We start from the raw sequence: 12,705 nt of genomic DNA on the forward strand, positions 1-12,705 counted from the left end.
CCGCCATCCACACCGCGCCGCCATCCACACCGGTCCGTCGTCCACACCGCGTCGGGCGGCGGACAGCCGACGGCGGGCAAGCGGACAGCCGACGGCGGGCGGCCGGGCTGCTGTCCACAGCGCGCCGTTCTCCACAGCGCGCCGCTCTCCCCAGGGCAGCGGGCAGCCGGCAGCGGGCTGTGTCAGCGGCGGGGAGCGGCCGTTGACTCCCGGATGACCAGGCGGGGTGGGTGCAGGGCCGGGGCGGGCTCGCCGACCAGGGCCGCCACGCAGGCGCGCCCCAGGGCCACGAACTCCATCCGGACGGTGGTCAGCGCCGGTGTCCAGTAGGCGGCGCCGGGGACGTCGTCGAAGCCCACGATGCTCACGTCGCCGGGGACGTCGCGGCCGGCCTCGTGCAGGGCCCGGCGGACGGCCAGGGCGGTGTCGTCGTTGCCGCACAGGATGGCGGTCACCTGGGGGTCGGCGGCCAGCCGGCGGCCGGCCTCATGGGCCGAGGCCAGGTCCCAGCCGGCCGGGACAACCTCGGGCACCTCGGCTCCGGCCTCGGCCAGAGCGTCGCGCCAACCGGCCTGGCGGGCGCTGGCCGGCACCTCGGACGGGATCGCCACGTGGTGCACCGTGCGATGACCCAGGCCCAGCAGGTGGCGGGTCGCGTCGGCGGCGGCCTGCCGTTCGTCCAGGAAAATCATCCGGGCGGTGGCGCCGGGCAGGCCGCCCGCCTCGGTCGCGGCGACCACCGGCACGTCGGCGGGCAGCGCCCGCAGCACGCCGGCGCCGGCCGGGTCGAACGCCACCACCACGATGCGTCCGGCGGTGGGGTCGGAGACGTACTCGACCGCGTGCCGCACGTCGTCCGGTGACTCCGACTCGACCACCCGCACGCCCACCGCCAGCCCCGCCAGCCGGGCCGCCTGTTCGATGCCCTCGAGGACCCCCGCGTACCCGTAAAGCATGGTGTTGGAGGTGACCACGGTGACCGCGCTGGCCCGCCCGAGGCCGAGCGCGCGCGCTGCCCGGTTGGGGCGGTACTGGAGGCGCTCCATCACGTCGAGCACCAGCTGCCGGGTGTCGGGGCGCACCTTGGGCGAATTGTTGAGCACCCGGGAGACGGTCTGGTGCGAGACACCGGCCGCGGCCGCCACGTCACGGATGCGCGGATTCGTCACCTCGCGTCGCATCACGTACCCCAGCATTTCACAGGTGGGGCGACGCCCGAGACGAGCGGCGTGGCGCCGCTCGGCTAGAACCGAGGTATGGGGCGGAATCGGCGGAACATCGCACTGCTGCTGATCGGCGTGGTCCTGGCGATCGCGTTTCTCGCGTTGGTGCCCGCGCTGGCGCACCCGCCGCTCAGCGAGGCGGATCTGCGCGGCATCTCGCCGGAACGCCGGATCGCGTTGCAGCAGGCGCAAGCCCAGTTGCGCGACGGCATGCGGGCGAGCCTGCTGCAGGCCATCGCGGGCGTCGTCATCGTGCTCGGCGCGGTCGCGACCTGGCGGCAGGTGCGAGTCAACCAGGACGGTCACCTGACCGCACACTTCTCGCGCGCGGTCGAGCATGTCGGCGACGACAATCTCGACGTCCGGATCGGCGGGATCTATGCGCTGGAGCGGATTGCGCGAACGTCGCCGGAGGATCTGGTGACGATCGTCTTCATGCTCACCTCGTTCGTTCGCAACAACGCGCCCTGGGCCGACAGCCGCCCTACTTCCGAGGTCGACATGTCGTTGCCGTGGCTGCGGGTCCGGCAGCCGGCGGTCCAGGCCGCGTTGAATGTGCTCGGGCGACATGCCGCCGGGCGCAGCGAAGGCCGGCTGTACCTGCCGCGCACCGATCTCCGGAGCCTCCAGATCAACGACGGTGCCGACCTGTCCGGCGCGAACTTCAATCACGCGAACCTGGCCCGGGCCTCGCTGCGCGGCGTGATTCTTCGCCGGAGCGGCTTCAAGAACTGTGATCTGCGGATGGCCAACCTGGCAGGTGCGGATCTCCGGAACTCGGATCTCCGCGGGGCGCACCTGGACGGTGCGAATCTGCGTGGGGCGGACCTCCGCGGCGCCGATCTCGCCGGCACCGACCTGGCCGGCGCCGATCTCACGGACGCGCGGCTCGACCGGCGTCCGGGAGTGACCGCAGCGCCGTGAGCACCGCCGTGATCTCCGGGCGGGGTGCGGCCGGACGGCGCACCGCCGCGATGATGCGGCGGGTCACCGGGGGCGTCAGGGGTCTCGTCGTCACGCGGTAGCGGCTGTCGACCGCCAAGCTCGGCAGCATCGTGATCGAGCGGCCCTTCTCCACGTGGTGCAGGGCCAGCATGTAGTTGTTGAAACGGCAGATCACGTACGGCTCGAAGCCCGCCTCGCGGCACAGCCGGGTGGCCAGTTCGGACATGTAGGAGCCGGTCACGTCGAACGTCCAGGGCTGGTCGGCGCACGCCTTCGGGTCGACGGCCTCGTGCGCGGTCAGCGGATGCGCCGACGGCAGGACCAGCACGATCTCGTCCGAGGTCAGCGGGACCAGGTCGATCGCCGGGTCCAACTCGGCGCCGGTGAAATCGGTGGTGGTGACGATGATGTCGACGTCGCCGCGGCGCAGGGCCGGCATGCTCTCGTGCGGCTCCATCTCCAGCAGCACCACCGTGACGTCGGGGTGATCGTCGGCCAGGCGGGCGACGGCCGGTTCGGCCAGGGCGTGCACCGCGCTCTGGAACGCGGCCAGCGTGACCGTGCCGGCCGGCTCGTCGGTGAGGCCGCGCAACTCGGCCTCGGCGGCGTCCATGGCGGCCAGGATCTCGCGGGCGCGGCCGGCCAGCAGCACCCCGGCGGCGGTCAGGCGGACCCGCCGGCCGGTGCGTTCCAGCAGGGCCGTACGCGTCTCGCGCTCCAGCGTGGCCAGCTGTTGCGAGACCGCGGACGGGCTCAGGTTGCCGCGCTGCGCGACCGCGCGGACGGTCCCGTAGGTGGCCAGGTCGGCCAGCAGGCGCAGGCGCCACGGGTTCAGCGTCATGCGGGCGACTGTACGGCTGAACTTAACAGCGTGGCCGGAAACGTTAGCTGGACGTGACGCTCGCGCGGCTCCTACCGTCGAGGGCATGGCTGATTCCTTCTGGTCCGACGCCGATCGTCACCTGGTCCGCTACTCGGGGGCGGGCCGGTTCGTCCCGGAGATCATCGAGCGGGCCGAGGGCAGTTTCGTGTACACCGCGGACGGCCGGCGGCTGCTCGACTTCACCTCGGGGCAGATGAGCGCGATCCTCGGCCACTCGCACCCGGCCGTGGTCGCGACCGTGCAACGGCAGGCCGCCACCCTCGACCACCTGTTCAGCGGCATGCTCAGCCGGCCCGTGGTCGACCTGGCCCGGCGGCTCGCCGGATCGCTGCCGGAGCCGCTGGAGAAAGTGCTGCTGCTGACCACCGGCGCCGAGTCCAACGAGGCCGCGATCCGGATGGCGAAGCTGGTCACCGGCCGGCACGAGGTGGTCTCGTTCGCCCGTTCCTGGCACGGCATGACCCAGGCGGCGGCTAGCGCGACCTACAGTTCCGGGCGTAAGGGGTACGGTCCGGCCGCCCCCGGCAACTTCGCGATCCCGACCCCCAACGCGTACCGGCCGGACTTCACCGGCGAGGACGGCGAACTCGACTGGCGCCGGCAACTGGACTTCGCCTTCGACCTCTTCGACGCCCAGTCGGTCGGCAGCCTCGCCGCCTGCATCGTGGAGCCCATCCTCAGCTCCGGCGGCGTGCTCGACCTGCCGCCCGGCTACCTGGGCGCGCTGCGCGACAAATGCCACGAACGCGGTGGCCTGCTGATCCTCGACGAGGCGCAGACCGGCCTGTGCCGCACCGGCGACTGGTACGCCTTCCAGCGCGACGGCGTGGTACCGGACATCCTCACACTGTCCAAGACGCTCGGCGCCGGCCTGCCGCTCGCGGCCGTGGTGACCAGCGCCGAGATCGAGCAGACCGCGCACGAGCGGGGCTTCCTGTTCTTCACCACGCACGTGTCCGACCCGCTGGTCGCCGCGGTCGGCAACACCGTCCTCGACGTGCTGGAGGCGGAGCACCTGGATCGCCGGGCCGCGGAGCTGGGCGCGTACCTCCACAAGGGTTTGCAGGGTTTGCGCGACCGGCACGACGTGATCGGCGACGTGCGCGGCCGCGGCCTGCTGGTCGGTCTCGAACTGGTGCAGAACCGGCAGACCAAGGAGCCGGCGAACGAGTTGGGCGTGGCGGTCACCCAGCGGTGTCTCGAGCTGGGGCTGCACATGAACGTGGTGCAGATGCCCGCGATGGGCGGGGTGTTCCGCATTGCGCCGGCGCTGACGTCGTCGTACGCCGAATTGGATCTGGGTTTGGAGATTCTCGATCGGGCCCTGGAGTCGGTCCGTTGACCGCCTACTTCGCGAGCAATGCGGCCAATTTGTCGAGGCATTGTTCGAGGCCCAGGTGCGACATGTCGCGGGCCTGGGCCAGCGTGTAGCCCGACTCGACAATCGTCACCTCGGTGCCACCGTCCGCCGCCGCAAACGTCACCACATGCGGCACCCGATCCGGCACGCCCGCCGGAATTCCCGCGTCGGCCGGCGCAATGACCGTGCCGTGCTCGTCCGCGAATCGCATGTCGTACTCGAGCCGGGCACCATTTTCCACCACCCCATAACACCAGATGTTGTACGTGCGCCCGCCGCCGTACTCGGGCGGCGCCTGCATCGCGAGCAGACTGACCCCACCCGGCCGCACATCCATGTCGGCCACCGGGCAGGTGAAGCCGGTGGGCCCCCACCATCCCTTGATCAGTTCAGACTCGGTCCAGGCGGCCCAGACCGCTTCGACCGGAGCGGCAAAGGTGCGACGAGCGGTGACTGCCAGCGTTGTCATCCGGGCAGGCTATTTCACTATCATCATCATAGTCAAGTTGCCCGTCTAGGCGCCGCCGACCGGGGTACCCGTAGCCCATGCGCATGGGAAACACGGAAGTCCGCTTCCTCGGCGGTCCGCTGGGCTGCCTCGCGATGGTCCTGTTCTCGGTGGTGGCGTCGATCGTGCTGACGGTCCTGCTGAACGTCCTGCTCTGACCCGCCCGGGCGCGCCGCACCGGCCGCGTCCGACACAATGGGGGCGCCAACGGACTTTGACGGAGGTTGATCGGCGATGACGCTGTCCGCGTCCGCGGACGTTGATGCCCGCACCGGGGTTTGGCCGGCCCTGCCGGCCGGTGGCTCCGAGGCGGCGGCGCGGTAAGAGATGGACCACTGCGACGAATGCGGATTTCGCTATTCCGAGGTTCCGGCGGCGGAACTGCCCGCACGGCTGGCGGCAGCCGGGCCCCGATTCGCGGCCATTCTCTCCGCCGTCACCCAACCCCGGCGGCGGCCCGCGCCCGCCGTCTGGTCACCCCTCGAATATGCCTGTCACGTGCGGGACGTGCTGATCGTGCAGCGGGACCGCCTGGAACTTGCGCTCGCCGCAGACCACCCGGTTTTCGTGCCGATGGGGCGGGACGAGCGGGCCGTGCTGGAGGCGTACAACTCTCAGGAAATGCACCTCGTGCTGGCCGCGCTGACGGGTGCCGCGCATCGCCTGGCCCGCGCGTTTTCGGCGCTCACGCCGCACGAATGGGAACGGACCGGCGTCTACAACTGGCCGACCGTCGAGGCGCGGGATCTACTCTGGCTCGGGCGTCACACCCTCCACGAGGTGGAGCACCACCTGATGGACCTGCGCCGATGACAATGCGCCGGCCGGAGTGGGCGCCGCCGGCCAGCCGATCCAGCGCAGATAGGGCCGCTCGACCGGCCACACACCCGTGGCGGCCGGGTCAGGTGCGGCGCCTCGTTGCCAGCAGCAGGAGGGCGCCCACGGCGATCGCGGCGAGCCCGGCCGCTGCGCCGGACGGGCCGGTGATCGGCAGGGTCTCGTCGTCGTCGGGGGCGGTCAGGGTGATGGCGGCCCGGTTGTTCGACGGCTCGGAGTCGGTGGACGGGCCGGTGCCGCCCACGGTCACCGAGCCGGCGGCGCCGAGCGGGCCCGCCACGGTCAACTCCGCGGTCAGCGTGGCCGACGACCGAGGGGCCAGCCAGTCGGTGGACGTGCACCTCAGCGTGACGCCGGCCGCGCCCAGCGCGCAACCGGGCCTCGACCGGAACACCGTGCCGGCCGGGGCGGTCAGGTCTGCGGTCCAGCCCGTCGCGCTGGACGGGCCGGCGTTGCGGATCGTCGCCGTCACGGTCGCCGCGTTGCCGGTGCGGACCGCCCGGGTGGTCACGGCCGCGTCGAGCTTGTTGGCCGCCGCCTTCACGATCAGCGGGGCGGTGTTGTCGCGGGGGTTCCGGTCGTCGCCTTCGATCTCGATCCGGGCCTCGCCGCGGTAGGTGGCCGGGCCGGGGGTGTCGGTGCGCAGCATCGCGTAGTAGCGCGGCGGGCTCGAACCGGGCTCGATGATCTCGATGGTGTCGCCGGGTTCGACGTCGTACCGGACCGGGCAGGACATCTCGACCGGACCCCAGTGCATGCCGCCGGACGAGGTGCCGCCGGTGAAGACGCAGGTGGTGTCATGGTTGATCCCCACGCCGCGCGGGATGGTCAGCACCAGGCGCTCGGTGCGGACCGTACCGGCATGGTTGTTGGTCAACGCCATGGGCAGGTAGAGCGGTGTGTTCGGCGCGGAGCCGGCCGGCGGCTCGGTGACAAGCGTCAGGTCGGGGCCGGGCGGCAGGAACCGCACCGGGAACGACACCGCGGGACCCGCGCCGGCCGCGGAACTGAGGGTGATCCGCAGTTCGCCGGCCGGTGCCTCGGCGGTGGCGGCGGGTGCGACCAGGCGCACCGGGCTGCTCAGGGTCGGGATGCCGGCGCCCAGGTCGCCGATGGCGCAGGTGACCGCCGCCGGGCCGGCGGTGCAACCCTCGCCGACCCCGTCCAGCCGCACCCCGTCGGCCAGGGCGGTCAGGTCGGCGGTCAGCCGCACGTCGGTGGCGGCAGCGTCGGACTGGTTGCTGACCACGAAGAGCGGCGCGTACGGGATGTTGCCGACACCGACGTACGTGAAGCGCGGCCGGGTGATCGCCAGCGCGGCCGGATCGGCGGGGGCCGCGGCGGCGGGCACCGGCGCGCTGAGCAGAGCGAGGACCGCGATCGCGGTTCCGACCAGCAACCGGCGCATGGGGCGCTCCAAAGAGGACACACAGGCGGGGGCGGACACACCATAGCCCATCACCCGGACTCGGCAAACGCGTAACCTATCTGTTACGCTTCTCGGCGTGGAGGACCTGGACGACGTCGCGGCGGCAATCGCCGACCCGGTCCGGCGGGAGATTCTCGAGGTGCTGCGTGACCGGCCACTGGCCGCGCGACGGATCGCCGAGCGGTTTCCGATCAGCCGGCCCGCGGTCAGCCGGCACCTGCGTGTGCTGCGCGAGTGCGGCCTCGTCCACGACACGCTGACCGGGCGCGAGCGGCTCTACCGGCTCGATCGCGCCCCGTTCGGCGAGCTGCGGGCCTGGCTGGACCGGTTCGCCGAGCCCGAGCCCGCCCGGCAGGCCGAGACCGACGACTGGGGGCGGCGCTTCGACGCCCTGGAGACCGAGGTCCACCGCACCCGCCGCGACCGCCACCGGGGCGGCACGGTCCCGCACCGACAGGAGGACACCGCATGACCAGGACGCCGATGGGCCGGTTGGTGGGCACCGCCGACGGCACCGAGCTTGTCGTCAGCCGCACGTTCCGGGCCGGCATCGACGACGTGTGGGCCAGCGTCACCGAGCCCGAGCGGACCGCGCGCTGGTACGGCACCTGGACCGGTGAGGCGGGTCCCGGGCGCACGATCAAAGTGCAGATGGCGTACGAGGACGAGGCCCCGTGGATGGAGATGCGCATCGACGCCTGTGAGCCGCCCCGCCGCCTGGCCCTGTCCGCCCGGGAGGGTGACAACGTGTGGCGCATCGAGCTTCGGCTGCACCACGAGCAGGGCAGCACCGGCCTGTCCCTGGTGCACCACCTCGAACCGACGGACATGGAGCAGGTCGGCAGCTACGGCCCCGGCTGGGAGTGGTACCTCGACAACCTGGTCGCCGCCCGCGAGGACACACCCCAGCCGAGCTTCGACGACTACTACCCGGCCATGAAGGAGTACTACGACTCGCTGCGCGCCTGACCCACCACGATCTCCAGGCCGCCCCCGGCAAACCGCAGCTCCCACCAGCCACCCCGATTGATCAAAGGCGGGAGAGGTACGCCGTACGCGCCGGCGAGCAGCGCGATGAGCACCGGCAACACGTCCCCGTGCGAACACACCACGACGCGGCCACCCGGGTGCGCCGCGCTCAGGCGTACCACTGCACCTGATGCTCTGCCCGCGACCCAGGCACCCGCCACCGCCTGTCCCATCGGTGCGAACACCCCCGCGACCCACTCGCCGGGATCCTGGAAACCCTGGGTCTCATAGAGTTCGGGCAGCTCGTGGACGGCCAGCCCGGCCGCCGAGGCGAGCGGCCCGACGGTCTCCCGGCAGCGGACGGCCGGGCTCGAATAGACGGCGTCGATGCCGGTCCCGATGGCGGGCACGAGGGCTTGCGCCTGCGCGCGTCCGGCCTCGGCGAGCGGGCGTACGAGATGATCCTGGTTCCACCCGTCCTTGGAAACCGACTGACAGTGCGGTACCAGCAGAACCGTGAAGTCGATGTCCATCAGTGGCGCAGCCGGCCGCTCACCGGCACCGGGGTGACGTGGCCGGTCGGCGGTCGGGTGCGGGCCAGGTCGAGGCCCACGTCGACCAGGGAGGAACGGACCAGGCCGGCCACCTCGTCGAGCCGGGTCCACGCCGACTCGCTGGTGGGGCCGTCCGGTTCGGGGCGCAGTTCGCCGCCGGTCACCCGCAGCTCGTAGAAGACGCCGATGTTGTGCAGGTCGGGGCCGCCGCGGTGGCGTTCGGCCGAGACGATCACGCGGGAGTCGACGCCCAGCAGGCGCTCCACGACGCCGTCCAGGCCGGTTTCCTCGGCCAGTTCGCGCACCACCGTGTCGATCGGGTCCTCGCCGTGTTCGACCCGTCCGCCGGGCAGGGTCCAGTTGCCGCCGCCGTCCGGATTCACCCAGTGGGCCAGCAACACCCGGTCGCCGTCCATGCATATGCCGTACGCGGCCAGCCTGCTCTCCGTTGTGCTCACCGGAGCGATTATCTGCTGAATTTCTGTTGTCGGTGGGGCACAACGCGATCTACTTGATCGACGACGATCGAGTGCACAACCCGTACTATGCCGGTACGACGTTCGCCCCGGCCGGTGCCTATCCGCGCATCCGGACCGGGCGACGCCCCCGGCTCCCCCCGGGTCCGCTCGCCGGACCACCCCATGCCGGCTGGCCCCGTACCCGGTCTTTTGCCGGCGGTCTCCCCCACCGAAAGCCGCCGGTGTTCCCCCGAAAGGAAAGCTCCATGTCTGTGCACCGGCTCGTGATGTCGCGCCCGCTCCGGGCGGCCGCCATCGCGGTGCTCCTGCTCGTCACGGCGGCGGTGGCGATCGTCCTCCGCCCGCAGAAGAGCGACGCCGCCGTCTCGTTCAGCAACCCCGTCGCAGCCGCCCCGTACGGCGCTGACCCGTGGATGGGGTATTACAACGGCTACTACTACGTGGCCGCCACCACCTGGAACTCCCAGCTCGTGATCAAGCGGGCCACCTCGGTCGCCGCTCTGCCCGGCGCGGCCGAGACCGTGGTCTACACCGGCACCGCCGGCGCCGCCAACTGCTGCAACATGTGGGCGCCGTCGCTGCACCGGCTCAACGGGCCGAACGGTACGCGGTGGTACTACTACTATTCCGCGGGCACCACGGCGTGCTGCGACGGGCAGCGGTCGTTCGTGCTGGAGAGCTCCGGCGACAACCCGATGGGCCCGTACACGTACAAGGGCCAGTTGAACGTCCAGGCCAACAACGGCTGGGCGATCGACGGCGCGGTCGGCACCATCAACGGGGTCAACTACTACTTCTACTCGTCGTGGGTCGGTGACCTGCAGAGCATCTTCGTGTCCCGGCTGACCAACCCGTGGACGGTCGCCGGATACGGCACCCGGATCACGTACCCCACGTACGCCTGGGAGAAGCAGGGCGGCAACACCGACGAGGGCCCCTACCTGCTGCAGCGCAACGGCAAGACGTTCCTGACCTTCTCGGCCAGTTCGTGCAACACGCCGGACTACAAGATCGGCATGCTGACCCTGACCGGCAGCGACCCGATGCAGGCCGGTTCGTGGACCAAGAAGAGCACCCCGATCTTCCAGCGCAACGACGGTGCGAGCGTGTACGGCCCGGGCCACCACTCGTTCTTCACCTCGCCGGACGGGTCCGAGACCTGGATGGCGTACCACGCGAACGAGACCACCGCACAGGGTTGCGGCGGCACCCGGACCACCCGGATCAAGAAGGTCAACTGGAACTCCGACGACACCCCGAACCTGGGTACGCCGGACTCGCTGAGCTCGACCCTGACCGCGCCCTCCGGTGACCCGGGCGGCACCGTCAGCTTCCCGGCGGCCGGCACCCGCTACCGGATCGTCAGCCAGGCCAACGGCAAGGTGCTCGACGCGCAGAACTGCGGCACCGCCAACGGCACCGCGATCCAGCAGTGGGCCTCGCTGGGCAACGCCTGCCAGCAGTGGACGTTCACGAAGACGACCGGGAACTACTACCGGATCACGAACGCGAACAGCAACCTGGTCCTGGACTCGGTCAACTGCGGTACGGCGGCCGGCACGGCGCTGAACCTGTGGGCCAACCTGAACAACGCCTGCCAGGAGTGGAGCCTCACCTCGGTCAACGGTGGCTACCTCATCGCCAACCGCGGCAACGGCCTCATCCTGGACGTGACCAACTGCGGCAACACCGACGGCGTGGCGGTCCGTCAATGGAACTCGCTGGGCAACAACTGCCAGCAGTGGAACATCACTCAGTAACCCCACCCGGCCGCCCCTGTCGTCCCCCGGCAGGGGCGGCCACCCTTAAAGCGCCTCGGCGATCGCCCGGTCCGGTTCCAGGTCGGCGCACCAGGAAGCGCCACCGGTCTCGGCGTTCCAGATCAGCTGCTGGAGCACCCGGGCCAGCGTCCAGCGCACCGCCCGCTGCCGGTCCAGCCCCACCACCTCGACCATCAGGTCGAACCGCCGCCGCACGGCCCGGGCCACGTCACCGGTCGCGACCACGTCGTCCCAGCGGTTGTGCAGGGCCGGGAGCAGGTCGAAGGCGGGGTCGCCGGCCAGCGGCTTCGGGTCGATCGCCAGCCATTCCGCGCGCTCGACCCCGGCCAGCACATTCGCGTAGTGCAGATCCCAGTGCAGCAGCCGGTCGCCGCTCTCCGGCAGCACCTCGGCGGTCGCGTGCGCGCAGCGCCGCAGCAACGCCGGGTGAGGCGAGCGGGTCGCCGCCGCCGGCGCCCGCTCGAGCAGGTCGGCGGCGACGTCGGCGAGGCGGCGGATCCCCGGCGGCGCCGCGACCGCGGTCAGCACGGCGAGGTTCGCACTGAGCGTCCGCAGCGCGGCCACATCGTCCGCCACCCCGTCGAGGGTCCGCGTGGCGTCCAGCCGTTCGAGCAGCATCGAGCCGTTGCCCGGGTCGTGGCGCAGCAGGCGTACCGCACCCCGCCCGGCCCAGGCACCCAGCGCGACCGGCTCGCCCACCGTCTCGTCCCCGATCGGCTGGAGCTTGAGCACCGCGCCGGCACCGTCCGCGTCACGGACCGGCACCACCAGGGCACACATCCCGCAGGCCGGCTCGCCGTCGACCCGCAGCCCCCACCGGTCGAGCATCTCGCCGGCCAGCCGGGGCAGGTCCGCGATCCAGATCCGGTCGCTCTCCTCCGATTCCTGGTAGGCGGCGATCAGGGCGTCGGGAATCGTGAGCATGCCGGATTTTAGGCCGCTTTCGGGGTCGAGGTAGGCGCGGCGGCCCGGCTCCGCTGGCCATCCAGTTCCGGCGCCGAACTTGTGGAGTCACGGTGCCGATTGCCGCCCGGCAGTCGGACGCTAGTCTAGGTTTTTGCCGTAAATGGCCACCCTGACATTGTCCCGCGACGCGATGTTGTCGAGTTGCTGTTCGTGGACGACTGTTCGTGACGACCCGTTCGTGGACGACAGCAGGTTGCCATGATCTGTGAGGGTTTTTGTCAAGCGTTGGCTTGGAGGATGCGCCAGATTTGGCGTGTTATGTAGCGTCTGAGGCTGCGGGTGATTTCTCGGGGTGTGCGGCCTTCGGCGGTGCGGCGGTTGATGTAGTCCTTGGTGGGTTGGTGGCATCGTCGACGGGCGATGGAGTGGATGGCGGCGTTGAGGGTGCGGTCGCCGCCGGGGTTGAGGCGGTGGCGGACGGTGCGGCCGGAGCTGGCGGGGATGGGGTTGACGCCGGCGAGGGCGGCGTAGGCGGCTTCGTTGCGTAGGCGGCCGGGGTGGAACCAGGCGGTGAGAGCGATCGCGGCGGTGACCGGGCCGATGCCGGGTTGCTCGAGCAGGGCCGGGCACAGGGTGGCGACCAGAGCGCGGATCTCGGCGAGGTTGGTTTTCAGGATGTCGTTGAGCAGCAGGATCTGTCCGGCGAGGGCGGCCAGTTGGGCACGGCGCAGCCGGTCGCCGCTGCCGCTGCCGCTGCCGCTGCCGCTGCCGGTGCTGGTGCCGGTGCCGCTGGTGGTGGTGAGGGTGGTGGCGTGCTGGACCTGTCGGGCA

At 71.3% G+C, this 12,705-nt stretch carries 14 protein-coding genes; 6 read left to right on the forward strand and 8 right to left on the reverse strand.

Annotation, left to right across the window (positions count from 1 at the left end; all coding sequences use genetic code 11):
- Window positions 1-182 precede the first annotated feature (182 nt).
- Entirely contained in the window at window positions 183-1,181 is a 999-nt protein-coding gene (locus tag Ari01nite_RS34250; protein ID WP_239163275.1) for a LacI family DNA-binding transcriptional regulator, read from the reverse strand.
- Window positions 1,182-1,256: 75 nt separating this feature from the next.
- Between Ari01nite_RS34250 and Ari01nite_RS34255 the strand changes: the two genes are divergently transcribed.
- Window positions 1,257-2,147, forward strand: a complete 891-nt coding sequence (locus Ari01nite_RS34255) for a pentapeptide repeat-containing protein (protein WP_203786403.1) — start codon at window positions 1,257-1,259, stop codon at window positions 2,145-2,147.
- On the opposite strand, the gene Ari01nite_RS34260 is transcribed toward Ari01nite_RS34255, so the two are convergent.
- A complete protein-coding gene (locus tag Ari01nite_RS34260; RefSeq protein ID WP_203786404.1) occupies window positions 2,098-3,009 on the reverse strand; it encodes a LysR family transcriptional regulator in 912 nt (303 codons plus the stop codon). The genes Ari01nite_RS34255 and Ari01nite_RS34260 overlap by 50 nt on opposite strands.
- Window positions 3,010-3,094: 85 nt before the next feature.
- Here Ari01nite_RS34260 and Ari01nite_RS34265 point away from each other — a divergent pair, with 85 nt between their 5' ends.
- Window positions 3,095-4,393, forward strand: a complete 1,299-nt coding sequence (locus tag Ari01nite_RS34265; RefSeq protein ID WP_203786405.1) for an aspartate aminotransferase family protein — start codon at window positions 3,095-3,097, stop codon at window positions 4,391-4,393.
- A 4-nt stretch (window positions 4,394-4,397) separates the two neighbouring features.
- Here Ari01nite_RS34265 and Ari01nite_RS34270 read toward each other — a convergent pair whose 3' ends face one another.
- Complete coding sequence (locus tag Ari01nite_RS34270; protein ID WP_203786406.1) at window positions 4,398-4,880, reverse strand: SRPBCC family protein; 483 nt, start codon at window positions 4,878-4,880, stop codon at window positions 4,398-4,400.
- Between the two features lie 366 nt (window positions 4,881-5,246).
- Between Ari01nite_RS34270 and Ari01nite_RS34275 the strand changes: the two genes are divergently transcribed.
- Window positions 5,247-5,732: a DinB family protein gene (locus tag Ari01nite_RS34275; protein WP_203786407.1), complete on the forward strand. Its 486-nt coding sequence runs from the start codon at window positions 5,247-5,249 to the stop codon at window positions 5,730-5,732.
- An 88-nt stretch (window positions 5,733-5,820) separates the two neighbouring features.
- Here the strand turns inward: Ari01nite_RS34275 and Ari01nite_RS34280 are convergent, their stop codons facing one another.
- Complete coding sequence (locus Ari01nite_RS34280) at window positions 5,821-7,164, reverse strand: DUF11 domain-containing protein (protein ID WP_203786408.1); 1,344 nt, start codon at window positions 7,162-7,164, stop codon at window positions 5,821-5,823.
- A gap of 97 nt (window positions 7,165-7,261) precedes the next feature.
- Between Ari01nite_RS34280 and Ari01nite_RS34285 the strand changes: the two genes are divergently transcribed.
- On the forward strand, window positions 7,262-7,657 hold the full coding sequence (locus Ari01nite_RS34285) for an ArsR/SmtB family transcription factor (RefSeq protein WP_307837807.1): 396 nt from the start codon (window positions 7,262-7,264) through the stop codon (window positions 7,655-7,657).
- Window positions 7,654-8,154 (forward strand): SRPBCC family protein, encoded by a 501-nt coding sequence (locus Ari01nite_RS34290; RefSeq protein ID WP_203786409.1) that lies wholly within the window; start codon window positions 7,654-7,656, stop codon window positions 8,152-8,154. The genes Ari01nite_RS34285 and Ari01nite_RS34290 overlap by 4 nt, the downstream gene beginning before the upstream one ends.
- Here Ari01nite_RS34290 and Ari01nite_RS34295 read toward each other — a convergent pair.
- Both Ari01nite_RS34295 and Ari01nite_RS34300 read right to left on the reverse strand, forming a co-directional pair.
- A complete protein-coding gene (locus tag Ari01nite_RS34295) occupies window positions 8,133-8,687 on the reverse strand; it encodes a histidine phosphatase family protein (protein ID WP_203786410.1) in 555 nt (184 codons plus the stop codon). The two genes, Ari01nite_RS34290 and Ari01nite_RS34295, sit on opposite strands and share 22 nt — an antisense overlap.
- Window positions 8,687-9,166 carry an NUDIX hydrolase gene (locus Ari01nite_RS34300; RefSeq protein WP_203786411.1) on the reverse strand — a complete coding sequence of 160 codons (480 nt, stop codon included), beginning with the start codon at window positions 9,164-9,166 and terminating at the stop codon, window positions 8,687-8,689. The genes Ari01nite_RS34295 and Ari01nite_RS34300 overlap by 1 nt, the downstream gene beginning before the upstream one ends.
- A 266-nt stretch (window positions 9,167-9,432) precedes the next feature.
- On the opposite strand from Ari01nite_RS34300, the gene Ari01nite_RS34305 reads away from it, so the two are divergent.
- Window positions 9,433-10,947 carry a family 43 glycosylhydrolase gene (locus Ari01nite_RS34305; protein WP_203786412.1) on the forward strand — a complete coding sequence of 505 codons (1,515 nt, stop codon included), beginning with the start codon at window positions 9,433-9,435 and terminating at the stop codon, window positions 10,945-10,947.
- A gap of 45 nt (window positions 10,948-10,992) precedes the next feature.
- Here the strand turns inward: Ari01nite_RS34305 and Ari01nite_RS34310 are convergent, their stop codons facing one another.
- Window positions 10,993-11,892: an aminoglycoside phosphotransferase family protein gene (locus tag Ari01nite_RS34310; RefSeq protein WP_203786413.1), complete on the reverse strand. Its 900-nt coding sequence runs from the start codon at window positions 11,890-11,892 to the stop codon at window positions 10,993-10,995.
- A 260-nt stretch (window positions 11,893-12,152) separates the two neighbouring features.
- Window positions 12,153-12,705: transposase (locus Ari01nite_RS34315; protein WP_239163274.1), on the reverse strand; the 553-nt coding region annotated here is incomplete at its 5' end.

This window comes from Paractinoplanes rishiriensis (assembly GCF_016862375.1).
Classification (GTDB): Bacteria; Actinomycetota; Actinomycetes; order Mycobacteriales; family Micromonosporaceae; genus Actinoplanes; species Actinoplanes rishiriensis.

What these genes read in the sequence shown, in the direction of transcription:
- Ari01nite_RS34250 (WP_239163275.1), bottom strand. Translation starts at nt 1,181, where the DNA reads ATGCGACGCGAGGTGACGAATCCGCGCATCCGTGACGTGGCGGCCGCG.
- Ari01nite_RS34255 (WP_203786403.1), top strand. Translation starts at nt 1,257, where the DNA reads ATGGGGCGGAATCGGCGGAACATCGCACTGCTGCTGATCGGCGTGGTC.
- Ari01nite_RS34260 (WP_203786404.1), bottom strand. Translation starts at nt 3,009, where the DNA reads ATGACGCTGAACCCGTGGCGCCTGCGCCTGCTGGCCGACCTGGCCACC.
- Ari01nite_RS34265 (WP_203786405.1), top strand. Translation starts at nt 3,095, where the DNA reads ATGGCTGATTCCTTCTGGTCCGACGCCGATCGTCACCTGGTCCGCTAC.
- Ari01nite_RS34270 (WP_203786406.1), bottom strand. Translation starts at nt 4,880, where the DNA reads ATGACAACGCTGGCAGTCACCGCTCGTCGCACCTTTGCCGCTCCGGTC.
- Ari01nite_RS34275 (WP_203786407.1), top strand. Translation starts at nt 5,247, where the DNA reads ATGGACCACTGCGACGAATGCGGATTTCGCTATTCCGAGGTTCCGGCG.
- Ari01nite_RS34280 (WP_203786408.1), bottom strand. Translation starts at nt 7,164, where the DNA reads ATGCGCCGGTTGCTGGTCGGAACCGCGATCGCGGTCCTCGCTCTGCTC.
- Ari01nite_RS34290 (WP_203786409.1), top strand. Translation starts at nt 7,654, where the DNA reads ATGACCAGGACGCCGATGGGCCGGTTGGTGGGCACCGCCGACGGCACC.
- Ari01nite_RS34295 (WP_203786410.1), bottom strand. Translation starts at nt 8,687, where the DNA reads ATGGACATCGACTTCACGGTTCTGCTGGTACCGCACTGTCAGTCGGTT.
- Ari01nite_RS34305 (WP_203786412.1), top strand. Translation starts at nt 9,433, where the DNA reads ATGTCTGTGCACCGGCTCGTGATGTCGCGCCCGCTCCGGGCGGCCGCC.
- Ari01nite_RS34310 (WP_203786413.1), bottom strand. Translation starts at nt 11,892, where the DNA reads ATGCTCACGATTCCCGACGCCCTGATCGCCGCCTACCAGGAATCGGAG.